The sequence below is a fragment of the Rhodococcus sp. GB-02 genome (assembly GCF_053470465.1).
Map to the genome: position 1 here is coordinate 1 of NZ_JBPUKE010000003.1, position 24,614 is coordinate 24,614.

Below are 24,614 nucleotides of genomic sequence, written 5' to 3' on the forward strand. Positions count from 1 at the left end.
CCGTTAACCGAAAGGGGACCCAACATACTGGGTCCCCTTTCGTGCGTTGTATGAAAGGAATGACTGTGTCGGAGAATGGCGACGAGCGTCGGTCCTTCCGTGGGGGAGGAGCGCCTCGATCAGGTGGCCCCCGTCGTGACAACGACGGGCGTGGATCACGCAGCGCTGCAGGCGGAGACCGCCGCGGTGGTGCCGGAGACAACAACCGTGGCGGGGCTGGAAACAGCAATCGCGGCGGCGGATTCAGTGGCGGACAGCGTCGCGGCGGCGAAGGTGGGTTCACCCCTCGTGGGCGCGACGGCGACCGCAACCGTCAGCAAGCTCGACCTGACGAACCAGATTTGCCCGACAACGTAGAGCCGACCGAGTTGGATCCGGCTGTTCGTCGGGATCTGCTCAGCCTCGACAAGGACAACGCCAACACAGTTGCGCGTCACCTCGTCATGGCGGGCAAGCTCGTCGACGAAGACCCGGAACTTGCACTGCTCCACGCTCGCGCTGCTCGTCAGCGTGCCGGCCGTATTGCTGTCGTTCGTGAAGCTGCCGGAATCACTGCCTACCACGCGGGTGAATGGGCCGAAGCTCTCTCCGAGCTTCGTGCTGCCCGTCGAATGGCTGGTGGACCTGGTCTGATCGCTGTCATGGCCGACTGTGAACGTGGTTTGGGTCGGCCCGAACGCGCGATCGAACTCGGCCGTAGCGACGAGGCTGCCCTGCTTTCGGGCGACGAGGCCTCGGAGTTGAGGATCGTCGTCGCCGGTGCTCGGATGGATCTCGGACAGTTCGATCAGGCAGTTGTCACACTGCAGACCAAGGATCTTGATGCAGCGCGTACCGGTGAAGCTGCGGCTCGCTTGTTCTACGCGTACGCCGATGCCCTCGTGGCAGCCGGTCGTATCGAAGACGGACTGAAGTGGTTCCTCAACGCTGCAGCTGCAGACCTCGAGGGTGACACGGACGCTGAAGAACGGGTGGCCGAGTTGACCGGAGAAGATCAGTGACCGTGCTTCGTACCCAGTACGACGTACTTTTGCTCGATCTCGACGGCACGCTGTACGCCGGAGCTCAGGCGATTCCCGGTACCCGGGCTGCTTTGGGTCGGGGCTCGCAGGCTTTGTACTACGTGACCAACAACGCAAGTCGCTCACCTTCGGCAGTGTCGGCGCACCTGACCGAACTCGGTTTCGATTCCGAAGACGATCGTGTGGTCACCAGTTCCCAGACTGCCGTGCGTCTGTTGGCGGAGCATCTCGAACCCGGTGCCGCTGTCCTGGTCGTCGGCACCGACGCGCTTGCGGACGAGGTGACGCGCGTCGGATTGCTGCCAGTTCGTGAGTTCGCGGATTCCCCGGTTGCTGTCGTTCAAGGACATTCGACAGAGACCAACTGGTCGATCCTTGCCGAAGCATGCCTGGCGATCAGGGCCGGAGCGCTGTGGGTGGCTGCGAACCTGGACACCACACTGCCGTCGGAGCGGGGTCTAGTTCTCGGCAACGGCTCGATGGTGGCAGCTCTACGCGCTGCGACCAAGCAGGAACCGTTGGTGGCAGGTAAGCCTGCTGCACCGCTGATGGAGGACGCGCTCGCACGCAGTGGGTGCTCGCGTCCACTGGTGGTCGGTGATCGTTTGGACACCGATATCGAAGGCGCACATGCTGTTTCGATCGACTCGTTGTTGGTTCTCACCGGTGTGAGCACGCCGGGCGACGTACTGCGGGCTCCGATTGAGCAGCGCCCCACCTACATTGCAGCAACTCTGGATTCGCTCAATCAGCCGGCGGTCGAATCGCTGGTCGGTGCGGACTCCAAGTGGTCTGTCTCCGTGAGCGGGTCGGCGCTGGTTGTCGACGGCCCGGTTGTCGGGGACGAGATGTCGCTTCTACGTGCGGTTGCGCCTGTCGCATGGGCTAATCCGTCGTTCCAGACCCTGGAAGCGTCGGATGCCGGCGTGGCGGATCTGTTTGCATCCTGGCTCGTCTGATTTCTCGCAAATGTGTTCGACTCGCGGGGGCGCGGGTGTATGCGTAACCGAGAGTCATGCACTAACGTTGTGCCCGATGAGCACGCCGACACCGCACCCCGGAAACACGAGTAACGGATCTCCGTTGCCCGGGCCACGCCCTTCCGTCGATCCGGAACGCATACGTTCTGACGTCGACGGTTTGCTGGCGCGCCTCGGCGGCATCGAACACGATCCGAACGATCAGCACGGAGCAGGTGTGATTCCGCAGAAGGCACATATTTTGGAACAGGCACACGAGGTGCTCGTCCAGGCACTCGCCTCTGTGGACAGGGCTTGACGTGGCACGTAGAGCACGGGTGGACGCCGAACTTGTCCGTCGCGGACTCGCACGGTCACGAGATCATGCGCAAGAACTGATTTCCGCCGGCCGAGTTCTCATCTCGGGAGCGGTTGCGACCAAGCCTGCGACGGCGATCGAAGCCGGAACGCCACTTCGGGTCGTCGAGGTGGAGCAGGAAGTTTCGTGGGCGTCGCGAGGTGCTCACAAACTGATCGGCGCACTCGACGCCTTCGGTGCCGAAGGATTGACGGTCGAAGGTCGCCGTTGCCTCGACGCCGGCGCATCCACCGGTGGGTTCACCGATGTTCTGCTGACGCGTGGTGCGAAGGAAGTTGTCGCAGTCGACGTCGGTTACGGACAATTGGTGTGGCGCCTGCAGTCCGATGACCGGGTGCACGTCATCGACCGAACCAATGTTCGTGCAATTGATGCGGAGACCATCGGCGGAACTGTCGATCTCGTTGTCGCGGACTTGTCGTTCATTTCTCTCAAACTTGTACTCGGGGCGTTTGTCGCCTGTACTGCTGACGGCGCGGACCTGGTTCCGATGGTGAAGCCTCAGTTCGAGGTGGGCAAGGACCGCGTCGGTGCCGGCGGCGTCGTACGAGATCCGGAATTGCGAATCTCGGCTGTGCTCGACGTGTCGGAGGCTGCTGCAAAGGTAGGTCTGCGGACGTTAGGGGTTGTGGCCAGCCCATTGCCCGGTCCGTCGGGAAATGTCGAGTATTTCCTGTGGCTTCGAAAGACAGGTTCGCCCGGTGATCACGAGCCGGACACCGAGGGAATTCCTTCGGTGGAGGACATGATTCGCAAGGCTGTAGAGGAAGGGCCCCAGTGAACGCGGTCACGAACGGCGAGTCGCGCGAGATCCTTCTTGTCGCACACCCTGGTCGACGTGACATCACGGAAACCGCCAAGCGAGTCGGGAAGATTTTCGAGCGCGCGGGAATCGGGCTGCGAGTCCTCGTCGACGAAGCAGACAGCTCGCGCATCGAAGCAATGACGGAACCCGCGGGATTCTCTGCGCCGGGTCTCGACGTCACGGTTGTTCATCCCGGCCCTGATGCTGCCGTCGGATGCGAGTTGGTTCTGGTTCTCGGTGGTGACGGCACATTTCTGCGCGCCGCCGAACTCGCTCAAGAAGCGTCCATTCCGGTACTGGGCATCAACCTCGGACGTATCGGATTTCTGGCAGAGACCGAGGCCGAGCATCTCGACGACGCTCTCGCACAGGTAGTTCGCAAGGAGTATCGCGTCGAGTCCCGCATGACACTCGACGTCGTGATTCGGGTGGACGACGAGATCATCGATCGCGGGTGGGCGCTCAACGAGGCCAGTATCGAGAACCGTTCGCGTCTCGGCCTTCTCGAAGTTGTTCTCGAAGTCGACGGCCGACCCGTCTCTGCCTTCGGTTGCGACGGCGTTCTCGTGTCCACTCCGACCGGCTCGACCGCCTATGCATTTTCCGCAGGCGGCCCCGTCGTGTGGCCAGAACTCGAAGCATTGCTCGTCGTACCCAGCAACGCGCACGCGCTGTTCGCGCGGCCGTTGGTCACCAGCCCGAATTCGATCATCGCGGTGGAGACCGTCGCCGGTAGCCATGACGGCCTGGTCTTCTGCGACGGTCGTCGTACGTTGGAACTGCCTGCCGGCGCTCGCGTCGAGATCGTTCGCGGCGCCACTCCCGTCAAGTGGGTCCGGTTGGACTCTGCGCCCTTCGCTGATCGGATGGTTCGCAAGTTCGAGCTTCCGGTTACCGGATGGCGAGGAAGGAAGCCTTAATCGTGCTCGCAGAGATCCGTATCGACAGTCTTGGTGTGATCTCCGAGGCCAGCGCCCAGTTTCACGAGGGCCTGACCGTCCTGACCGGTGAAACCGGCGCAGGTAAAACGATGGTCGTCACCAGCTTGCACCTCCTCAGCGGAGCGCGAGCCGATGCCGGTCGGGTGCGGTTGGGCGCGTCGCGAGCCGTCGTCGAAGGACGATTCATCGCCGACGACGTCTCACCGGCCACCGAGCGTGAGATCGTCCGAATCCTGGAATCGTCCGGCGCCGAGCGCGACGAGGACGGGACCATCATCGCCGTTCGGACAGTCGGCAGCGACGGCCGCTCGCGCGCCCATCTGGGTGGCCGTAGCGTGCCGGCGGGAGTTCTCTCCGAATTCACAGATCCACTTCTGACTGTCCACGGACAGAACGATCAGCTGCGATTGCTTCGTCCCGACCAGCAACGCAATGCGCTGGACCGCTTCGGGGACAAGGCAATCGGAACGCTCCTGACGAGGTACCGCAAACACCGTCGTGAATGGCTTGATGCTCGTTCGGAGTTGATCGAACGCACATCGAAGGCTCGTGAACTGGCGCAAGAAGCAGATCAGTTGACCTTCGCGCTCAACGAAATCGACGGCGTGGCACCCGAGCCAGGCGAGGACACGGCGATCGTTGCCGAAGTTCGTCGACTCAGTGAACTCGATTCGCTCCGCTCGGCTGCGGAAGAGGCGCACGCTGCGCTCGCCGGTAGTGACGACATGGCCAGCGGCGACGTCGGGGTCATGCCGGCGCTCGACCTGATGTCCGAAGCGCGCGCGCGTATCGAGTCGGTCACCGACGCAGACCTGGACGGCCTCGGTTCCCGGTTGGCCGACGCTATTGCCGTCGTCACCGATGTTGCTGGTGACCTGAACACCTATCTGTCCGGGCTCCCCGCAGACCCGGGTGCTCTGGACTCGCTTCTGTCGCGGCAGTCCGAACTCAAGACTCTGACTCGCAAGTACGCCGCCGATGTCGACGGTGTTCTCGAATGGGCGGATACCGCTCGCGCTCGTCTGTCCAAACTCGACGTGTCCTCGGATGCGTTGTCGCTGTTGTCCAAGCAGGTCGAGGAAACGGCTGGACTGACCGCGGAGGCAGCTACCAAGCTGAGCGCCGCCAGAGTCAAGGCGGCGGCAAAGCTCGCAAAGGCTGTCAGCGCGGAACTCGCCGGTCTGGCGATGGGACGTGCGGGCCTCGAGGTGACGGTTCGTTCGCAGCCCGCGGGCCCGCAGGATTCGGCGCCGCTCAGTGTCGGGGGAGTAGACCTGCATGCCGGATCTGCCGGCGTCGACGAGGTGGAATTTCGTCTGTCCGCGCACAGTGGGGCGCCCTCGTTGCCCATCAGTAAGAGCGCTTCCGGCGGCGAGCTTTCGCGCGTCATGCTTGCGCTCGAGGTTGTTCTCGCTGGTAGCGACACCGGCGCGACGATGGTTTTCGACGAGGTGGACGCTGGGGTCGGTGGCCGTGCCGCCGTCGAGATCGGCCGCCGATTGGCGAAACTCGCTCGGACGCATCAGGTTATCGTCGTCACTCACCTTCCGCAGGTCGCTGCGTTTGCCGACACCCACCTCGTGGTGGACAAGGTGGACGACAAGGGCGGAGTGGTCAGCAGTGGTGTGCGGACTTTGTCGGATTCTGATCGTGTGGTCGAGTTGGCCCGTATGTTGGCAGGATTGGACGACACCGAGACCGGGCGTGCACACGCCGAAGAACTGCTCGAGATCGCGAATGCGGCCCGCGTCACAGATTGAAGGTTCTGTGGTGTTGGTGTGACTGATGTGGTAGTTGTCGGCGCGCCTCCACCGGTCAAGGCGGTTTCAGGTTCATCATCGAAGCCATGAAGATGCCCGGATTGCTCTCACGTAACACCGAATCCTTGCCTGGGATCCGTGGCATCGCCAGGGCCGATCGGAACACGGCGAAGCTTTTGCGCCGTGTCGGTCCTGGAGACATCGTGATCCTCGACGAAGTCGACATCGATCGCCGGACCGCCGATGCTTTGGTGAAAGCCGGAGTCATGGCCGTGGTCAACGCGTCACCGTCGATTTCGGGGCGGTACCCCAACCTCGGACCGGAAGTGATCGTCGCCAACGACATCGTTCTGGTCGATGCCGTTGACGGTGACGTCTTCAAGAACGTCAAGGACGGCAGCAAGATCCGCCTGCACGAGGGCGAGATCTTCAACGGCGAGAAGAGCCTCGTCAAGGGTGAAGAGCAGACCGAGGCCGAGATCTCCGATCGGATGATCGAGGCCAAGACCGGCCTGGTCGATCACCTGGAAGCGTTCTCGGGTAACACCATCGAGTTCATCCGTACCGAAAGCCCTTTGCTGATTGACGGAATCGGTGTTCCGGACATCGACATCGACTTGAAGGATCGCCACGTCGTGGTCGTCTCCGACGGACCCGAACACGAAGCCGATCTGAAGAACCTCAAGCCCTTCATCAAGGAGTACTCGCCGATCTTGATCGGTGTCGGCGCAGGTGCGGACGTGTTGAGCAAGGCCGGATACCGCCCCGATCTGATCGTGGGCGACCCCGAGGAGATCACCAGTTCCACGCTCAAGTCCGGCGCGGAAGTAGTTCTGCCGGCAGACCAGGACGGTCATGCGGCGGGGCTTTCCCGAATCCAGGATCTCGGTATCGGGGCGATGACGTTCCCGGCGACCTGCTCACCGACCGACCTTGCTTTGCTCCTTGCCGATCATCACGGGGCTTCGCTGATCGTGACGGTCGGCAACGTGGTGTCCTTGGACGAATTCTTCGACCGTGGTCGTCGTGAAAGCAATCCGTCGGCATTCATGACGCGGCTCAAGGTTGGGCCGAAACTGGTCGACGCCAAGGCCGTCGCAACGCTGTATCGAAGTCGAGTGTCCGGCGGCGCGATCGCGCTCCTGGTGCTTGCCGCCCTGGTGGCAGTGATCGTCGCCCTGGTCGTGTCCAATGCCGGTAGTGAAGTTCTCGACTGGGCAGTCGCAACGTGGAACAGCTTCGCGCTGTGGGTTCAGGGGCTCTTCAAGTGATTTCGATGCGTCAACATGCAATTTCCATAGCGGCAATCTTCCTGGCACTCGCGATCGGCGTGGTGCTGGGCTCCGGAATGCTGTCCAGTGGATTGCTTTCGGGTCTGCGTGACGACAAGGCAGACCTGCAGAACGAGATCGAAGACCTCAATCAACAGTCCAATCAGCTTCAGCAGCAACTCAATTCCGCGGACGGCTTCGATGCCGCTGTCGGCGGTCGTGTCGTGCGTGACAGTCTCGCTGGTCGCACTGTCGTCGTGATCACGGCACCGGACGCGGATCCCGGTGATCTCGACGGTGTCAACCGACTCGTCACTGCCGCCGGTGGCGCCGTCACCGGACGCGTCTCGCTCACCGATTCGTTTGTCGACGCCACGGGCGGTGACCGCTTGCGGACCGTCGTCACCAACGTCATTCCTGCGGGCATCACCCTCAAGACCGGTGCGGTCGATCAGGGCAGTCTCGCGGGCGATCTGCTCGGTTCGGTTCTGCTTCTCAACGGGCAGAGCAGCGAACCGCAGAGCACTCCGGACGAGATGAATCTCGCGCTCGACTCGCTGCGCAGCGCCGGCTTCATCAGCTACGACGACGGCGCGGTCAAGCCGGCTCAGCTCGCGGTCGTTCTCACCGGCGACAACAAGAGCGAATCCGACGCGGCCACGGGTAACCGCGGCGCCGTCATCGCCCGGTTTGCGGGTGCTCTCGACGGGCGCGGCGCAGGAACGATTCTCGCGGGTCGGCCCGGCTCGGCCGAGGGCAGTGGTCCGGTTGCCGTCGCCCGTGCGGATGCGGCGCTCTCAGCGGGCTTGACGACCATCGACAACATCGATCGGGAGTCGGGCAAGATCACCACGCCGTTGGCGCTGCAGGAACAGTTGAACGGCGGCGCCGGTCGCTACGGCACGGGACCGGGAGCGGCGGCGGTCACCGTCGGCGCACCCACCAACTGACACCCCGGTATTGATACGCCGGTCACATCGGGGGCGGAAAGTCGGCGCGTTGTAGGCACCGACCCCCGATAGGTGTTACCGTGAAATCCCGTGGGTCGGCAGGCCCCAGCATGCTTCATCAGACCAAGCCCTGCACAGTCGTCACGGGAGCCCCTTTGCCACAGTCACGCACTAATACGCGTACCGCCACCAAGCACATCTTCGTCAGCGGAGGTGTAGCTTCCTCGCTCGGCAAAGGTTTGACCGCCTCGAGCCTGGGACAGTTGTTGACCGCGCGGGGAATGCGCGTGACCATGCAGAAGCTCGATCCCTATCTCAATGTGGATCCGGGCACCATGAACCCCTTCCAGCACGGCGAGGTCTTCGTCACCGAAGACGGTGCCGAGACCGACCTCGACGTCGGACACTACGAGCGGTTCCTCGACCGTGACCTCTCCGGTCAGGCCAACGTCACCACCGGCCAGGTGTACTCGACGGTCATCGCCAAGGAACGCCGCGGCGAGTACCTCGGTGACACCGTTCAGGTCATCCCGCACATCACCGACGAGATCAAGCGTCGCATCCTCGAGATGAGCGGCCCGGATCTGCAGGGACACCGCCCGGACGTCGTGATCACCGAAATCGGTGGAACCGTCGGCGACATCGAATCGCAGCCCTTCCTCGAAGCCGCTCGCCAGGTCCGCCACGACGTCGGCCGCGACAACGTCTTCTTCCTGCACGTCTCCCTCGTGCCGTACCTCGGCCCCTCCGGAGAACTCAAGACCAAGCCCACGCAGCACTCGGTTGCGTCGTTGCGCAGCATCGGCATTCAGCCCGACGCGCTGATCCTTCGTTGCGATCGTGACGTTCCGCAGGGCCTCAAGAACAAGATCGCGCTGATGTGCGACGTGGACGTCGACGCCTGCATCTCGACGCCCGATGCTCCCTCGATCTACGACATCCCGAAGGTTCTGCACCGTGAGGGCCTCGACGCTTACGTCGTTCGCCAGCTCGGTCTTCCGTTCCGCGACGTCGACTGGACCGTGTGGGGCAACCTCCTCGATCGTGTTCACCAGCCGCGTGAGACCGTGCGCGTCGCATTGGTCGGCAAGTACGTCGACCTGCCCGACGCATACCTCTCCGTCACCGAGGCTCTGCGCGCCGGTGGGTTCGCGAATCGGTCCAAGGTCGAGATCTCCTGGGTCCCGTCGGACGCCTGTGAGACCGAAGCCGGAGCGCAGGCCGCTCTCGGTGACGTCGACGGTGTTCTGATCCCGGGCGGCTTCGGCATCCGCGGCATCGAGGGCAAGCTCGGCGCGATCCGTTTCGCACGCTCGCGCAAGTTGCCGCTGCTGGGTCTGTGCCTGGGTCTGCAGTGCGTCGTCATCGAAGCTGCTCGCAGCGTCGGCCTCGACGATGCCAACTCGGCCGAGTTCGAGCCGGACACCAAGCACCCGGTCATCTCCACGATGGCTGATCAGGAAGACGTCATCGCCGGTGACGCCGACCTCGGTGGCACCATGCGTCTGGGTGCATACCCGGCCGTGCTGACCAAGGGTTCCGTCGTCGCTCAGGCCTACGGAACCGAGGACGTCTCCGAGCGTCACCGTCACCGCTACGAGGTCAACAACACCTACCGCGACCGGATTGCCAAGTCCGGCTTGCAGTTCAGCGGAACCTCGCCGGACGGTCACCTGGTCGAGTTCGTCGAGTACCCGCGTGAGCAGCATCCGTTCTTCGTTGCCACCCAGGCACACCCGGAGCTCAAGAGCCGCCCGACGCGCCCGCACCCGCTGTTCGCCGCCTTCGTCGAAGCAGCGTTGACGTACAAGCTCGAAGAGCGCCTGCCCGTCGACGTCCACGGTGACGAGAAGATCGACACCGCTGCCACCGAGACGGCGCTCGACGCTGCAGTCGAGAACGTGGAAAAGGTCTAGCCACACATGAGCGATCCCGGTCGGCACGAATTCGACACCCTCGGCTCAAAGACGGTCTACACCGGCGCGATCATCGCGTTGCGCGTCGACACCGTTGCGATGCCTGGTGGTCAGCGTGCCGATCGGGAAGTCGTCGAGCATCACGGCGCCGTTGCCGTCGTGGCACTGGACGAGCACGACAACCTGGTATTAATTCACCAGTACCGTCACCCGCTCGGGCACCGGTTGTGGGAAATTCCTGCCGGTCTGCTCGACGCTCCGGGGGAGAGCCCGGTCGAGGCGGCAGCGCGCGAGCTGGGCGAAGAAACCGGACTCGGCGCCGATCGATGGTCGGTGCTGGTCGATGTCGCTCTCTCACCCGGGTTCACGGACGAGGCGGTTCGCGTCTTCCTCGCCGAGGGGCTGCACGAGGTGGAGCGCGACGATCCCGAACACGAAGAAGCCGATCTCGAGATTTCGCGGGTTCCGCTCGCCGACGCCGTCGACATGGCGCTAGGCGGCGAGATCGTCAATGCCACAGCGGTATCGGGCATTCTCGCGATCGCCACAGCACGCGCGACGGGAAAGCCGCTGCGCCCCGCCGACGCACTGTGGCCCGATCGTCCTCGCGCATTCGGAGAACGCAAGTCGCGAGCCTGAAGTGCTTGCCCGACAGGTGGACTCGTATCTCGACCATCTAGCGGTCGAGCGAGGATCGGCACGCAATACTCTACTTTCGTATCGCCGTGACCTGAATCGGTACGCGGAGTACATGAACGGACGCGGCATCGACGACGTCGCGGGCGTGACGGAAAACGACGTCACCGAATTCGTGACACATCTGCGGCTCGGTGACTCCGAGGCCGGCGTCGTACCGTTGGCGGCCAGTTCGGCAGCACGCACCCTGATCGCGGTCCGCGGATTCCACAAGTTTTCCGCCGCCGAGGGTCTGGTCAGCGTTGACGTGGCCCGAACGGTCAAGCCGCCGACGCCCGGACGCAAGCTGCCCAAGGCCCTGCCTCTCGACGACGTGATCGCCCTGCTCGACGCTTCGGGTGGCGGTGCGGCCGGCGACGGGCCCCGCGACCTGAGGGATCGCGCTCTGCTCGAGCTTCTGTACTCGACCGGTGCGCGAATCACCGAGGCGATCGATCTGGACGTCGACGACATCGATACCGAAACTCGTTCCGTGCTGCTCCAAGGCAAGGGCGGCAAGCAGCGGATCGTCCCCGTCGGCAGGCCTGCGATCGCCGCCGTAGACGCGTATCTCGTCCGTGGGCGTCCCAGCCTGGCGACGCGCGGTGTTCCTGCCCTGTTTCTCAACGCTCGCGGTGGACGCCTCTCGCGTCAAAGCGCGTGGCAGATACTTCAGGATGCGGCGGCGTCGGCCGGAATCAAGGCGGACGTCTCACCCCATACTCTCAGGCACTCGTTTGCCACACACCTGCTTGACGGCGGCGCGGACGTACGTGTCGTGCAGGAACTCCTTGGTCACGCTTCGGTAACCACGACGCAGATCTACACGCTGGTCACCGTCACCGCGCTGCGCGAAGTGTGGGCTCAGGCACACCCGCGTGCCCGTTAGGGGTTGGTTGGCTCATGCGTGTCTGCGAGACCATTCGGTGATGTAAGCGGTAGCGTTCAAGGAGCGCGAGCGGCCTCCACCGCAGTTTCGGGGGTTTGCCGGCGCCGAGAGCAACCGCCGAAAGAGTAGGGGAGCATCGGACCGTGTCGACATCGCAGCCACCAGCGGCGGAGTCCGCGCCGCCGCATGTCAATGCCCAACTCTTCGAGCGCGTGAACGAATCAGCACCAGCTGTACCCTCCGAACCAGAGGCGATGTTCGAAATAGATACGACGCCAGTAGCCTCTCCACCTGCGGAAACCCTCGCCGCTTCCGCGGAAGAACTCGGCCCGACGGGCCGACCGGTCCGCGAGGTGCCGCAACCGACACCGTTGGCGCACCACGGACCCGCGATGATCATCGCGATGTGCAACCAGAAGGGCGGCGTCGGCAAGACGACGTCGACCATCAATCTGGGTGCGTCGTTGGCCGAATACGGTCGTCGAGTGCTCCTGGTGGATCTCGATCCCCAAGGCGCGTTGTCTGCCGGACTGGGCGTTCAGCATCACGACCTGGAACTGACCGTCCATAACCTTCTGGTCGAACCACGTGTGTCCATCGACGACGTGCTGATGCGAACCCGGGTAGACGGCCTCGACCTGCTCCCCAGCAACATCGACCTTTCGGCCGCCGAAATCCAATTGGTCACCGAGGTCGGACGTGAGCAGACCTTGGGACGAGTGCTCCACCCGGTTCTCGATCGGTACGACTACGTGCTCATCGACTGCCAGCCGTCGCTGGGCCTTCTCACGGTGAATGCGCTGGCCTGCGCCGATTCGGTCATCATTCCGATGGAATGCGAGTACTTCAGCCTGCGCGGCCTGGCACTCCTCAACGACACCGTCGAAAAGGTGCACGACCGTCTCAATCCCAAGCTCGAGTTGGCCGGCATCGTCGTCACGATGTTCGACGCCCGGACCCTGCACGCCCGTGAGGTGATGGCGCGCGTCGTCGAGGTGTTCGGCGACGTCGTCTACGACACGGTGATCAACCGCACCGTTCGATTCCCCGAAACCAGCGTCGCCGGTGAGCCGATCACGACGTGGGCGCCGAAATCGGCTGGGGCCGAGGCATATCGAGCATTGGCCCGCGAGGTCATTCACCGGTCTGGTCGTTAGTGGAACTGATTGCATCGCAAGAAGATCCGGTCGAAGTCGAGCCGGATTCGATCGACCCGAACGTGCCGACCGACGCTCAGACCGCAGCCAAGGCCGCCGGTTTCCGAGTCACTCTCCGGAACTTCGAAGGCCCGTTCGATCTGCTGTTGAACCTGATCAACCAACGACAGCTCGATGTCACCGAAGTCGCCCTGCACACCGTCACGGACGATTTCATCGCGTACACCAAGGAACTCGGCAGTGCGATGGGCCTCGATCAGACGACGGAGTTTCTGGTCGTCGCTGCCACTCTTCTGGACCTGAAAGCCGCAAGGCTGTTGCCCGCGGGGCAGGTCGAGGACGCCGAGGATCTGGCGCTTCTCGAAGCCCGCGATCTTCTCTTCGCGCGCCTGCTGCAGTACCGGGCGTACAAACAAGTTGCGGCGCTGTTCGGTGAGTTGGAGGAAGCGGCACTGCGGCGCTATCCGCGTTCGGTTGCCGTCGAGGATCAGTTCACCGAACTCCTGCCCGAGGTGTTGTTGGGCGTCGATCCTCAGCGTTTTGCGGAGATCGCGGCGACGGTGTTCACGCCGCGTCCGGTGCCGACAGTGGGCCTCGATCACCTCCATGTGTCCAATATCTCGATACCCGAGCAGGCTGAGCGAATTCTCGAGTTGCTGCGCGAGCGAGGCATAGGGGAGTGGACACCCTTTGGGGACCTCGTTGCCGAGTGTGAGATCACCGTCGAGATAGTCGCAAGATTTCTCGCGTTGCTCGAGCTGTATCGCCGGCAGGTCATCGTGTTCGAGCAACCCGAAGCCCTCGGACCGCTGATGGTGAGTTGGACCGGAGACGACCCGGCCGCGCCGGTCACAGAGGAGGACTACGGATGAACGCCGAGCCGACGGAATCGGAATCTTCGCAGCTAGACGAGATGATCGAGCCTGCTGACGGCGCCGTGGAGTCCGAAGATTCCGCCCCCGATTTCGACCTCGACGACGATCAACTCGACGCAGTGCTCGAGTCGCTTCTGCTCGTCGTGGATTCACCGGCCGAAGTGAACCAACTCGCGTCTGTCACCGGTACCGCACCGGAGCGCGTCGAACAACGCCTGACGTTGATGTCGGCCGCATTGACCGCTCGCGGCAGCGGAATGGACCTTCGCTACGCGGGCGACGGATGGCGTCTGTACACGCGACAAGAGTTTGCCCCGTACGTGGAAAAGCTGCTATTGGACGGCGCGCGCACCAAATTGACCAGGGCGGCATTGGAAACTTTGGCCGTAGTCGCATACCGTCAACCGTTGACTCGTGCGCGGATCAGTGCGGTACGAGGCGTCAACGTGGACGGGGTGGTACGCACCCTCCTTGCCCGCGGACTGATCGCGGAAGCCGGGCCGGACCCGGACACCAACGCGACACGGTACTCCACGACCGAACTGTTCCTCGAACGGCTCGGGCTGGCCTCGCTGAGCGAGCTCCCGGAGTTGGCCCCGCTCTTGCCTGATGTCGATCTCATCGACGACATCAGCGAAAGCCTGGAATCCGATCCGCGATTTGCGAGAATGAACAAGGCAGACGTGCCCGCTGACGTAGTGGACACCGAAGTCGACGACTGACCGGAATTTCGGCGGTCGTCAGCACCGAGAAAGACCCGACCACGCTCGGGAAACAGTAGAAAACTGACAGGAAAAAAGTGAACAATCCCGCTCGCCGAGATGGCACACCGGACCGTAACAACTCCCGCGACAACCGCGGCGCACGCAGCGATGCACCTCGTGGTGGTCGCAGCGACGCCCCCCGCGGCGCACGTAGCGAAGCGCCCCGTGGTGGACGCGGCAACACTTCCCGCAGTACCTCCGGATACGACCGCAACGCCGGATCCGACCGTCCCCGCACGGACGACCGGCGCGGTGGATTCAATGATGACCGTCGCCCGCCGCGCAGTGACGACCGTCGCCCGCCGCGCAGTGACGACCGTCGCCCGCCGCGCAGTGACGATCGCCGCCCCGCACGCACCGACGACCGCCGTGGCGGTTACAACGACGATCGGCGCGGCCCGCGCACGGACGATCGCCGCGGACCCCGCAGCGATGACCGCCGTACCCCCCACGTCGACGCCCGTCGCGCACCGCGTGGCGGCGCTGACCGTCGTAGCGACGATCAGCGCGGCGCACGCCCCGACGCTCCTCGCGGCGGTGCATGGTCGAACGCACCTCGTGGATCCAAGTTCGACGGACCTCCGCGCAAGCGCCCGGCAGCTCCCACACCGCCGGCGACCAACAAGCGTGGCAAGCCGAAGACCGAGAAGCCGCAGCGCGTCGTCTCTCAGAACCCGTTGGTCTCCAACGCCAAGCCGGCACGTCACCAGCATGCCGAGATCACCAAGCACGACGGCCCGCCGAAGGGCGACGGCGTCCGCTTGCAGAAGGTGCTGGCTCAGGCCGGCGTCGCATCACGCCGTGCAGCTGAAGAACTGATCGACCAGGGGCGCGTCGAGGTCGACGGCCGCATCGTTGTCGAGCAGGGGCTGCGTGTCGACCCCGAGAACGCAGTGGTTCGCGTCGACGGCGTCCGCGTCGTCGTGCAGAAGGATCTCGTCTACCTCGCGATGAACAAGCCGCGTGGCTGGCAGTGCACCATGTCCGACGATCTCGGTCGTCCGTGCGTCGGTGACATCGTCTCCGAGCGCGTTCAGTCGGGTCAGCGGCTCTTTCACGTCGGTCGTCTCGATGCCGACACCGAAGGCTTGCTTCTCTTCACCAACGACGGTGACTTGGCTCACCGCCTGATGCACCCGTCGTTCGAGGTTCCGAAGACGTACCTCGCCACGGTTCACGGCGTTGTCGAGCGCAGCACCGGCAAGCAGCTGCGTGACGGTGTCACTCTCGATGACGGTCCGGCCAAGGTGGACGCGTTCACCGTGCTCGAGATCAACGAGGGCAAGACGCTCGTCAAGCTCGTACTGCACGAGGGCCGTAAGCACATCGTGCGTCGCCTCCTCGATGCCGTCGGTCACCCCGTTGTCCGCCTGGTACGCACCAACGTCGGAGTTGTCGCTCTCGGCGATCAGCGTCCGGGAACGCAGCGCGTCCTCGGACGTAGCGAGGTCGGTGGACTGTACGAGGCGGTCGGCCTGTGACCGATTCGTCCATGCCGCTGGTAGTCGCTATGGACGGACCGTCCGGAACCGGCAAGTCCAGCGTCTCTCGCGCGTTGGCGCAGCGTTTGGGCGCTCGCTACCTCGACACCGGAGCCATCTACCGGATCGCGACCCTGCACGTGCTGCGTCAGGGAATCGATCTGGCGGATTCCGCCGCGATCACGGCCGCCGTTGCGGCGTTGCCATGGTCCATCGGTACCGATCCGAGCAGCGAGCAGGTGCATCTCGACGGCGCGGACGTCAGCGAGGAGATCCGCGGCGACGCGGTAACCAAGGCTGTCTCCGCAGTGTCGGCCGTACCCGAAGTTCGCGACCTGCTGGTCGCCACTCAGCGTGAGTTGGCGGCAAGCGCAGACCGGATCGTCGTGGAAGGTCGCGACATCGGAACCGTCGTACTCCCCGATGCAGACGTCAAGATCTTCTTGACCGCATCGGCGGAAACCCGTGCGGCACGGCGCAATACGCAGAACATCGGCCAAGGCCGTGAAGACAATTACGAAGCGGTGCTGGCTGATGTGCAGCGCCGTGACCATCTCGATTCGACTCGGGCAGTGTCGCCGTTGCGCCCTGCCGACGACTCCATTCTGGTGGATACGAGCGAATTGGGAATTGAAGATGTGATCGCCAAGCTGCTGTTGGTGGTCAGCGACAGAACTGGAGCAGTGCAGTGAGCGACGATCTGGTAACCGAATATGCCGGTGACGGAACTTGGTCCGAGGAATCGGAGTGGGATTACGCCGATCTCGAAGCGGACGGCGAAGGCGAAGCGCACATTGCCGTCCCGACCTTGGCTGTTGTCGGTCGACCGAACGTCGGCAAGTCGACGCTCGTCAACCGCATCATCGGCCGTCGTGAAGCGGTAGTCGAGGACATCCCCGGCGTTACCCGTGACCGCGTCTCGTACGAGGCGAACTGGGCCGGACGGCGCTTCCTCGTCCAGGACACCGGCGGATGGGAACCCGACGCAAAGGGTCTTCAGCAGGCCGTTGCCCGTCAGGCCGAATTGGCCATGGGAACGGCTGACGCCATTCTGCTGGTCGTCGACGCCGTTGTCGGCGCTACCGCGACGGACGAAGCTGTGGCTCGCGTGCTTCGCCGCTCGAAGACTCCGGTCATCCTCGTTGCCAACAAGGTGGACGACGGACGCACCGAGTCCGAGGTTGCAGCACTGTGGTCCTTGGGCCTCGGTCAGCCGTACTCCGTGAGTGCAACGCACGGACGCGGTACCGGCGACCTGCTCGACGAGGTTCTCGAGAAGCTGCCGGAAACCCCGCGTGAAGGTATCCCCGGCGGCGGTCCGCGTCGTGTTGCTCTCGTCGGAAAGCCGAACGTCGGCAAGTCCAGCTTGCTCAACAAGCTGTCCGGTGACGAGCGGTCCGTCGTGCACAATGTTGCCGGCACCACCGTCGACCCGGTCGACTCCATCGTCGAACTCGGCGGGCGCCCTTGGCGTTTCGTCGACACGGCTGGTCTGCGCAAGCGCGTCAGCCATGCCAGCGGCGCGGAGTTCTATGCGTCGCTGCGTACGAAGAGCGCGATCGAGGCCGCTGAGGTTGCGATCCTGCTGATCGACGCGCACGAGCCGATCACCGAGCAGGACCTGCGTGTTCTGAGCATGGTGGCCGACACGGGTCGTGCATTGGTGATCGCATTCAACAAGTGGGACCTCGTGGACGAGGACCGTCGACTCATGCTGGACAAGGAAGTGGACCGCGATCTGGTCCGCGTTCCGTGGGCTCAGCGAGTCAACATCTCGGCCCACACCGGTCGCGCTGTGGCGAAGCTCGTGCCGGCTCTCGACACGGCTCTGGAGTCCTGGGACAAGCGCGTCCCCACGGGTCGCCTGAACACCTGGCTCAAGGAAGTTGTGGCAGCAACACCGCCGCCGATGCGTGGTGGCCGCCTGCCTCGCATCATGTTCGCGACGCAGGCAAGCACGCGCCCGCCGACATTCGTTCTCTTCACCACGGGCTTCCTCGAGGCCGGCTACCGCCGCTTCATCGAGCGGCGTCTGCGTGAAGAGTTCAACTTCGACGGCAGCCCGATCCGCGTATCCGTACGAGTGCGCGAGAAGCGTGACCGTAAGGGCCGCTGATTCTGCGTCCAATTCGGTACTGAAACGGCTCTGACCTGCCGATTGGTACTTCGGCCCGTCCCTGATGTAATCTTTCCAAGCGCCCGAAACAAGGGCGTGGGACGGGCTGTGGCGCAGCTTGGTAGCGCACTTGACTGGGGGTCAAGTGGTCGCAGGTTCAAATCCTGTCAGCCCGACCGAAGTTAGATCAAAAAGGCAGTTTCTCAGAAATGAGAAACTGCCTTTTTGTTTGTGCCTCAGAGGTTCGGCAACGGATCTCGTGGAAAGTCCTGTGGTGACGTGATCTCCGCGTCGGCAGCCTTCACGACTGCAACATATTCGTCGTCGATCTCGTACGCTATGCCCGCCGCAGTGAAGTGCGGGCTGACGCAGTATCGACCGGGCCGAGAAGGTCATTCTCGGAAACTGGGTGAGGATCGACCGCGGCACTTTTCTCGAACGAAAGCTCGTCGAGAACACCGTGATCGCCTTTCGGCTCACCACGACAAACACACTCGGTTTCGCGCTCATCGGAACGTCAGCCGGAAATACGTACCGGATCTCGTCATCTGGATCCAAGTAAGACCGAAGGCGCTCGCGAACATCCGCAGAAACCGGCATGGGCGGAAGGTTGGCATTGCGCGCCCACCTGCACCCGGAGCTCGATGAGCTGTCCCCGCCCCCAGATTCGAACTGGGAACCCCCGGATTTTGAATTCGGTGCCTCTGCCAGTTGGGCCAGGCGGGGTTGCGAATTGTTTCGCGCCCCGAAGAATAATCACTGAATTCCGGCCTGTCGCCTGAATATTCTGCAGTCGAGCCTTTCGTTGAATCGCCCGGCTGACAAGCATGAGGATCTTTACCGCGCCGATTCGACGCTCAGGTTCACCGACGGAGGCGAATATTGTGGACGGCAACGGTTGTTCCGAAGATCGTGCTCGAAATGCCTACAGGTCGGTCGTGAACACCTTCCACGCCGCGGTGATCGACTGGGGCTGCCGTTGCGTCGCCATGCAAGCACCCACCCACAAACCTCGTCGAAAAACTCAATCCCGCTACAGAATTTAGTTGTGCATAGCGGTTTTTATCAAACTCATCAGACCGTACTTCTGTCGCTCGCATTATGAACGGTCCCCACTGAAGAGGTAGTCTCCGCCCATTTGCAGTTGCGAACGCTTTCTGCTCGGGAGGGCAATGTTTGTTACTGGCATGATCTCTTCGTATGACTGGGATACGGATCGCGTGGGTTGTATTGGCATTTGCGACCGGGATCCTGGGATCCGCGACGGCACAGTGGCCGCTGTATGAGATCACCAATTGCGAAATAGGCCTCGGGCCACTCAGCTCTGCCGATTGTTACCGCTCGATTCACGACTATTTCGGACGAGAGCTCTCCTTGGTGCTCGCCTTACCGGTGGCCCTGTGCGTCATTCCAGCCGTGATCCCGCGACCATTCGTGTCCTGGATCGTCTCGGCGACAATGCTTTGTGCTGCAGTGGTGGGTTTCTTTACCGCGTTCAGCTCCGATATGCCTTCTCTGCTGTCGATGGTGGGGAGCCTCCCTGCTGCAGTGCTGGCATTGGTACTTGCTGCGGTGCATCAGGGGATCGCATTGCGCAACAAGGGCGCCATTGCGCGTGCGCGCGGTGTAGTTCTCGATCCGCGGTCGAGTGAGTGATCAGTCGGGGCTGAAGAACAGTTCCATCGAGATCCAGAACCACGCCACCATTGCCGCGACCGGCAGGAACGCGAGCACTAATGGCAATGCAAATTGCCGGCCGGTACGACTGGGAATAGTCATAAGTCCGAGCAAGACGAACACGGCGGCAGGCGCCGCCCAACTTATCCAGTAGGTGAGCGGTGGTGGGTTGGGCCCGAACGACGTGAACGAACGGTTCGGATACAGCTGCTGCTGCGGGACATCCGCGAAGTGCTGCCACAGGAGTACCAATGGCAGGTAGCCGAACAGTCCCAGTAGGAGGCCGACGACGAGTCCCGCGAAGATTCGTTCGCCCCTCATCTCGACGCACCCGTCCGAATCAATCGTCCCACTGCCTATGCGACTTCTGGTAAGTCACGAGGCTGAATCCGTAGAGCCCACGCCCGGGCCGCAACGAACGTCATGGCCAATACGAGAACCACCAGGAGTACGACCGCGATCCGGGTGGGAGCGGCGGTGGAAAAGCCCAGCCTCCACGCAGCACCTACACCCACAGTCGTCGCCGCCAACGCCCCAACCGGAAGCATCGCCGCCACCGCCTGCGCCGTGCGCGTAGTAAGTCGATCCCCGGCAGCGCGAAGAACTCCGAACACGGCGGCGACCGCCAGGGCGTAGGCCAGGAAACCGCTGACGGCATAGACCAGGAGCGGGGACCATCCGATGTCAACCGACCTGGTGAATGCCATGCTGATCAAGACCAACAGGGGCGTCAACCCAAGCGTGACTCCCACGAGGCCTGCCACCACAGTTCGAAGCATTCGATTGTCCTGACCTCCGGAGATTCGCACACCCGCGAGGTGGAGTACGAGCCCGGTCAGCGCGCCCAGAACGGCGCCGATCACCGCAGCCTCGATGGGCCAGGTCCATTGCGATTCACCCGCGAAGCCCGAGATTGTCGTGCCACCCGAAAAGAGGGTGATCGTGGCCGACGCCTGTGACGATCCTTGTGTCAGCGCCGCCGTGACGATGGCAACGGTCGCACCGAACAAAGCAAACCCGAGTGCCTGTTTCCACATCTAGCCATCTTGACCCATCCCGCGGGAGAATTCGGCGCAACAGGTCTGCGTCATGCTTTACCTATCGGGGTGGGATCGGCGCGAAGTTCCGCATCTCGTCCCGTCCGGGCCGGATGACGCCTGCGGCGGACTCTGGAACCTCGTTCCATGCTCCGGGAAGGTCGCGCAGAGGTTCGGATACGACGATTCGGGTCTCCTCACTCAGATGGTGCAGGGCATCCACCTCAGGATGGAGCTTGCGCAACGTGGAGATCTCGGTGGAGAAGAACAGTGACCTCGACCGGTTCTCGCTCGAATAGCGAAAGATCCAGGTGGAGATGCCATCCGACGTGGCAACGGTCATCTGGACCGGATTGTCGATTCCCTGCGAGCGAGCCGTGTGCTCGACAAATCCGACGGCCCTCGCGACACCTTCGAACGGATCGTCGGTCAGGCCGAACGTCAGCGCGAGGAAGAACAAGGTTTCCGAGTCCGTCGATCCTTCGAGATCCGGAAAGAGCGACGGATCAATCGCAGTCACCAATACCCTTTTCATGTCGTGGAATCCGCGCAGTGAACCGTTGTGCATCCACAACCAGTTGCCGTGCCGAAATGGGTGGCAGTTGCTGCGCTGCACCGCAGTTCCCGTCGAAGCGCGCACGTGGGCGAACATGAGAGGGGTGCGCAGTTGGGAGGTGACCTCGCGCAGGTTCGAGTCGTTCCACGCGGGTTCGATGCTCTTGAACACCGCCGGTTGGGGGCCTTCCCCGTACCAGCCGATTCCGAAGCCGTCGCCATTTGTCGTCGTGGCCCCGAGTTGAGAATGCAGGCTCTGGTCGATCAGCGAGTGCTGCGGTCGGAACAGCAAGTCGTGGGCGAGTATCGGTTCTCCCGAATACGCCATCCATCTGCACATACTTTCAACTCAAGCAGATCGAGTCGGTGTTGACGACGCGTGCGCCGTGGCGTTTGTCGAATGGCTTGGCTTCCACGTCGACACCGCCCAGATCACGACGATGTTCAGCGCGATGATGAGAGTTGACCACCAGGGGTAATACGGCAGCCACAAAAAGTTTGCGATGATCGAGATCGCGCAGATCACGACGGCCGATACCCGCGCCCAGGCCGCTCCGGTGAACAGTGCGAGCCCGACGAGAGCGACGAGCGCGCCCAGCACGAGATGGATCCAACCCCACGTCGTCAGGTCGAATTGATAGACGTAGTCGATCCCGACTACGAACACTTCGTTTTCGGCGACGGCAGCGAGTCCCTGGAAGAACTGCACGATGCCGACCGTCACCAAGATGACGGCTGCCCCAATCGATGTTCCTACCGCGAAACCCTGCTTGACTGATGTTGTATCCGACATGACGGTTTCCCTTGATTCGGTGGGGGCGACCGGACACGTGCCCGGCACGCTCGTTGTAGTGATCGTTGTTCCACCGACCGACCGTCGTGAAACGGAAATGCCTGTCCAATGCGGTGAGGAATCAGTGTGTTCTAGCTCGATGTGCGGGCGGAATGTAACTTCTGGCGCCTGTGGATGCGATGTAGCCCTTGCCGGAACGCGTGTGCGGAGGAATTGCTCGTGACTGAAGTTCACAGAAAACAGGAAGAATTCGGCACGTAATTCGCCCTATTTGCCCAGCTGTACTGGTATTTTGACTGAATTGACCGGAAGCTACGGTCCGCGGAAAAGAGTAGCGAGAGAATGACGATCTTCGGCAGGCGTACCGCGGGCATCACCGCGACGGCCTTCGTCTTGGCGACCGTTCTGTCGACAGCACTCCCCGCAGTGGGATCGGCTGCCCCCGTCGCGCTCACCCGCGCGTGCAACTCGGAAATCAACGAGAATTCGATGTCACTCGATCCGGCCGTGATCGACGGTTGGTACGACATCTCGACTGGTTCACCGGGAACGAAAATCAGCTCGATCGAGGCATGGCGAGCCGTACCCGGAGATGTTCTCGAGTTTCGCGCGTCGGTGACGATCAGAGCGCACGGAAGTCCCGTCCGAGGGACCCTTCGGATCGACGGCGCCGGCTTGACCGGAGATCAGGATTTGATCTCCAGAATGACGTTGACCCAAGATCTCGGTCGCTCAGGATCAACGGTCACCGATGCCGACGACGGCTCCGTCATTCCGGTTCGTGCCAAGCTCGCATTCGACGTCACAACGCCTGGACAAGTGGCACAGAACCAGACAGTCAACCTCTCGGCAGTCAAGATTGTCTTGGCAGGCGACACCACCGATCCGGGAGGTGAATGCCCCGGCCCGGGCCCCGGCGGTGGGAATGGAAGCGGTGGCGGGAATGGCGGTGGTGACGGTTCCGGTGGGAACGGTGGGGATTCCGGTGACGCACTTCCCGGTCGTGACGTCGGAAACCGAGTACCGATTTCCCAGGTCCCTTCCGGCCCGACTTCTCGCCCGTGACAGCGGCACCTGGATCCACGGTCCGTCGAACATGGGCCGCTGCAGTAGTGGCGACAATGCTCTTGATCGGCGGATGTTCTGACGACGGTGACTCGCCGACCCGTGTCCTCGCGACTGGCCAACAAGATTTGCCGCCCGAGGTTCGCGCTGTGGTCGACGGTCCGGATGTCCCGACCACGCTTCGCATAGTCGAAAGCACCGCTGACGTTCTGTCGATCAAGACGACGGCAGACGGCTCGCTCATTCCGCCCGAGGATGTCCGTGAGACCGGATGGTGGGCAGATTCGGCATTCCCGGGCTCGGGCGCGGGCACCGTGGTGATCACCGGACACATCAACGACATCTATCAGGGTGACGGTTTCGGAAAGAAGTTCTCGACACTGGAAATCGGCTCGATCGTGACCGTGGCGGGCGCCGGGGGACAGACCTGGAACTACCGTATCGATGCGGTCGATCACTACGGCAAGGACGGCGAGCTGCCGGTCGAGAGATTGAACAGCCTCGACGGACCGGAAACCCTCGCGCTGATCACCTGCGGCGGCGAATTCGTCGGTCCACCCTTCGGTTACGAGGACAACGACGTCGCGTGGGGAAGTCCGGTGCCCGCATAGCCGAAAACCAGACGTCGGAACGGTTGATAAACTGAGCCCCGCGTTCGTGGCCATCCACGCACGTTTCGAAAGTCCGAAGAAGGAGATTGTGCTGTGGTTGACCTCGCCTATGTCATCGCTGGGTCCGAAGCGACTGGCGGTGCCGGCCTGCAGGTCGACCTGAAGACGTTCCAGGCATTGGACGTCTACGGCGTAGCGACCACCACATGCATCGTCTCGTTCGATCCCAAGAACAACTGGGGTCATCGCTTCGTGCCGATCGCTCCTGACGTGATCGCTGATCAGATCGAGGCTGCCACTGCGGCTCACGATCTGGACGTCGTCAAGATCGGCATGTTGGGCACTCCCGCCACGATCGAGGTTGTGGCAGAGGGTCTGCGTCGGCAGTCCTGGCGCCACGTCGTCCTCGACCCGGTCCTGATCTGCAAGGGCCAGGAGCCCGGCGCGGCTCTCGATACCGATACAGCACTTCGTGATTCGATCCTCCCGCTCGCCACCGTCATCACACCCAACCTGTTCGAGGCACGCACCCTCGCCGGAATGGACAGCGTCGAAAGCGTGGACGACCTCATCGAGGCCGCACGTCGTATCCACGACCTCGGACCCAAGTACGTGCTCGCAAAGGGTGGTGTCGAACTCGCCGGTGGCGACGCCGTCGACGTGTTGTTCGACGGCACCGACGTGACGGTTCTCTCCGCCCCCAAGGTCGGCGAAGAACGCGTCTCGGGTGCCGGTTGCACGCTGGCCGCCGCAGTGACCGCGGAACTGGCAAAGGGCGCCGACGTGGGAGAAGCCGTCGCTCTGGCCAAGAAGTTCGTCACGGCGGGCATCGAAGGCCGCGTCTCGGCACACACGCCGTTCGACACCGTCTGGCAGGGCGCTTTCAAGGGATAGGTGCACTGCGGCTCACATCGCC

The 24,614-nt window shown here is 63.0% G+C and carries 26 protein-coding genes and 2 tRNA genes; 23 read left to right on the forward strand and 5 right to left on the reverse strand.

Annotated features, from left to right (window positions below):
* The first annotated feature begins 59 nt into the window (after positions 1-59).
* The 19 genes from ACSW29_RS20525 to ACSW29_RS20615 all read left to right on the forward strand — a co-directional run bounded on the left by ACSW29_RS20525 (position 60) and on the right by ACSW29_RS20615 (position 18,522).
* Positions 60-1,001, forward strand: coding sequence for a hypothetical protein (locus ACSW29_RS20525; RefSeq protein WP_230817910.1), 942 nt, complete (start codon positions 60-62; stop codon positions 999-1,001).
* On the forward strand, positions 998-1,981 hold the full coding sequence (locus tag ACSW29_RS20530) for an HAD-IIA family hydrolase (protein ID WP_448278178.1): 984 nt from the start codon (positions 998-1,000) through the stop codon (positions 1,979-1,981). Before ACSW29_RS20525 ends, ACSW29_RS20530 begins: the two co-directional genes overlap by 4 nt.
* A 76-nt stretch (positions 1,982-2,057) precedes the next feature.
* Positions 2,058-2,300 carry a hypothetical protein gene (locus ACSW29_RS20535; RefSeq protein ID WP_347872827.1) on the forward strand — a complete coding sequence of 81 codons (243 nt, stop codon included), beginning with the start codon at positions 2,058-2,060 and terminating at the stop codon, positions 2,298-2,300.
* 1 nt (position 2,301) lies between these two features.
* On the forward strand, positions 2,302-3,141 hold the full coding sequence (locus ACSW29_RS20540) for a TlyA family RNA methyltransferase (RefSeq protein ID WP_003946142.1): 840 nt from the start codon (positions 2,302-2,304) through the stop codon (positions 3,139-3,141).
* Positions 3,138-4,085, forward strand: a complete 948-nt coding sequence (locus ACSW29_RS20545; protein ID WP_448278179.1) for an NAD kinase — start codon at positions 3,138-3,140, stop codon at positions 4,083-4,085. The genes ACSW29_RS20540 and ACSW29_RS20545 overlap by 4 nt, the downstream gene beginning before the upstream one ends.
* 2 nt (positions 4,086-4,087) lie before the next feature.
* Positions 4,088-5,866: a DNA repair protein RecN gene (gene recN, locus ACSW29_RS20550; RefSeq protein ID WP_347872825.1), complete on the forward strand. Its 1,779-nt coding sequence runs from the start codon at positions 4,088-4,090 to the stop codon at positions 5,864-5,866.
* An 86-nt stretch (positions 5,867-5,952) separates the two neighbouring features.
* Entirely contained in the window at positions 5,953-7,137 is a 1,185-nt protein-coding gene (gene steA / locus ACSW29_RS20555; RefSeq protein WP_448278180.1) for a putative cytokinetic ring protein SteA, read from the forward strand.
* On the forward strand, positions 7,134-8,087 hold the full coding sequence (locus ACSW29_RS20560) for a copper transporter (RefSeq protein WP_283304820.1): 954 nt from the start codon (positions 7,134-7,136) through the stop codon (positions 8,085-8,087). The genes steA and ACSW29_RS20560 overlap by 4 nt, the downstream gene beginning before the upstream one ends.
* A 155-nt stretch (positions 8,088-8,242) precedes the next feature.
* Positions 8,243-10,003 carry a CTP synthase gene (locus ACSW29_RS20565; RefSeq protein WP_003946139.1) on the forward strand — a complete coding sequence of 587 codons (1,761 nt, stop codon included), beginning with the start codon at positions 8,243-8,245 and terminating at the stop codon, positions 10,001-10,003.
* Between the two features lie 6 nt (positions 10,004-10,009).
* Positions 10,010-10,642: an NUDIX domain-containing protein gene (locus tag ACSW29_RS20570; RefSeq protein WP_448278181.1), complete on the forward strand. Its 633-nt coding sequence runs from the start codon at positions 10,010-10,012 to the stop codon at positions 10,640-10,642.
* A 1-nt stretch (position 10,643) separates the two neighbouring features.
* Positions 10,644-11,567 (forward strand): site-specific tyrosine recombinase XerD, encoded by a 924-nt coding sequence (gene xerD / locus ACSW29_RS20575; RefSeq protein ID WP_448278182.1) that lies wholly within the window; start codon positions 10,644-10,646, stop codon positions 11,565-11,567.
* Positions 11,568-11,710: 143 nt separating this feature from the next.
* The gene (locus ACSW29_RS20580) at positions 11,711-12,724 is read left to right on the forward strand and encodes a ParA family protein (RefSeq protein ID WP_347872822.1); all 1,014 of its coding nucleotides are present in this window, start codon (positions 11,711-11,713) and stop codon (positions 12,722-12,724) included.
* Entirely contained in the window at positions 12,724-13,596 is an 873-nt protein-coding gene (locus ACSW29_RS20585) for a segregation and condensation protein A (protein ID WP_019748586.1), read from the forward strand. Before ACSW29_RS20580 ends, ACSW29_RS20585 begins: the two co-directional genes overlap by 1 nt.
* Positions 13,593-14,321 carry an SMC-Scp complex subunit ScpB gene (gene scpB / locus ACSW29_RS20590; RefSeq protein WP_448278183.1) on the forward strand — a complete coding sequence of 243 codons (729 nt, stop codon included), beginning with the start codon at positions 13,593-13,595 and terminating at the stop codon, positions 14,319-14,321. Before ACSW29_RS20585 ends, scpB begins: the two co-directional genes overlap by 4 nt.
* A gap of 77 nt (positions 14,322-14,398) precedes the next feature.
* Positions 14,399-15,844, forward strand: coding sequence for a pseudouridine synthase (locus ACSW29_RS20595; RefSeq protein ID WP_448278184.1), 1,446 nt, complete (start codon positions 14,399-14,401; stop codon positions 15,842-15,844).
* 11 nt (positions 15,845-15,855) lie between these two features.
* Complete coding sequence (gene cmk / locus ACSW29_RS20600) at positions 15,856-16,536, forward strand: (d)CMP kinase (protein ID WP_182261235.1); 681 nt, start codon at positions 15,856-15,858, stop codon at positions 16,534-16,536.
* Positions 16,533-17,960, forward strand: coding sequence for a ribosome biogenesis GTPase Der (der, locus tag ACSW29_RS20605; protein ID WP_042924680.1), 1,428 nt, complete (start codon positions 16,533-16,535; stop codon positions 17,958-17,960). Before cmk ends, der begins: the two co-directional genes overlap by 4 nt.
* A 102-nt stretch (positions 17,961-18,062) precedes the next feature.
* Positions 18,063-18,136: transfer RNA gene (locus ACSW29_RS20610), tRNA-Pro, on the forward strand.
* A 233-nt stretch (positions 18,137-18,369) separates the two neighbouring features.
* On the forward strand, positions 18,370-18,522 hold the full coding sequence (locus ACSW29_RS20615; RefSeq protein WP_448278185.1) for a hypothetical protein: 153 nt from the start codon (positions 18,370-18,372) through the stop codon (positions 18,520-18,522).
* Between the two features lie 90 nt (positions 18,523-18,612).
* Here the strand turns inward: ACSW29_RS20615 and ACSW29_RS20620 are convergent.
* Positions 18,613-18,686: transfer RNA gene (locus ACSW29_RS20620), tRNA-Leu, on the reverse strand.
* A gap of 474 nt (positions 18,687-19,160) precedes the next feature.
* Here ACSW29_RS20620 and ACSW29_RS20625 point away from each other — a divergent pair.
* Positions 19,161-19,616 (forward strand): hypothetical protein, encoded by a 456-nt coding sequence (locus ACSW29_RS20625; protein ID WP_317829086.1) that lies wholly within the window; start codon positions 19,161-19,163, stop codon positions 19,614-19,616.
* Here the strand turns inward: ACSW29_RS20625 and ACSW29_RS20630 are convergent, their stop codons facing one another.
* The 4 genes from ACSW29_RS20630 to ACSW29_RS20645 form a co-directional block, all read right to left on the reverse strand.
* Positions 19,617-19,958 carry a hypothetical protein gene (locus ACSW29_RS20630; protein WP_317829085.1) on the reverse strand — a complete coding sequence of 114 codons (342 nt, stop codon included), beginning with the start codon at positions 19,956-19,958 and terminating at the stop codon, positions 19,617-19,619. It lies immediately after the preceding gene.
* A 35-nt stretch (positions 19,959-19,993) separates the two neighbouring features.
* Positions 19,994-20,674 carry a hypothetical protein gene (locus tag ACSW29_RS20635; protein ID WP_448278186.1) on the reverse strand — a complete coding sequence of 227 codons (681 nt, stop codon included), beginning with the start codon at positions 20,672-20,674 and terminating at the stop codon, positions 19,994-19,996.
* Positions 20,675-20,735: 61 nt separating this feature from the next.
* Entirely contained in the window at positions 20,736-21,557 is an 822-nt protein-coding gene (locus ACSW29_RS20640) for a class II glutamine amidotransferase (RefSeq protein ID WP_317829083.1), read from the reverse strand.
* Between the two features lie 21 nt (positions 21,558-21,578).
* Positions 21,579-22,022, reverse strand: coding sequence for a DUF7144 family membrane protein (locus ACSW29_RS20645; RefSeq protein ID WP_317829082.1), 444 nt, complete (start codon positions 22,020-22,022; stop codon positions 21,579-21,581).
* 342 nt (positions 22,023-22,364) lie between these two features.
* Between ACSW29_RS20645 and ACSW29_RS20650 the strand changes: the two genes are divergently transcribed.
* The 3 genes from ACSW29_RS20650 to thiD all read left to right on the forward strand — a co-directional run bounded on the left by ACSW29_RS20650 (position 22,365) and on the right by thiD (position 24,592).
* Positions 22,365-23,087: a hypothetical protein gene (locus ACSW29_RS20650; RefSeq protein ID WP_347872808.1), complete on the forward strand. Its 723-nt coding sequence runs from the start codon at positions 22,365-22,367 to the stop codon at positions 23,085-23,087.
* Positions 23,084-23,698 (forward strand): class F sortase, encoded by a 615-nt coding sequence (locus ACSW29_RS20655; RefSeq protein WP_448278187.1) that lies wholly within the window; start codon positions 23,084-23,086, stop codon positions 23,696-23,698. Before ACSW29_RS20650 ends, ACSW29_RS20655 begins: the two co-directional genes overlap by 4 nt.
* 93 nt (positions 23,699-23,791) lie before the next feature.
* Positions 23,792-24,592, forward strand: coding sequence for a bifunctional hydroxymethylpyrimidine kinase/phosphomethylpyrimidine kinase (thiD, locus tag ACSW29_RS20660; protein ID WP_448278188.1), 801 nt, complete (start codon positions 23,792-23,794; stop codon positions 24,590-24,592).
* Positions 24,593-24,614 lie beyond the last annotated feature (22 nt).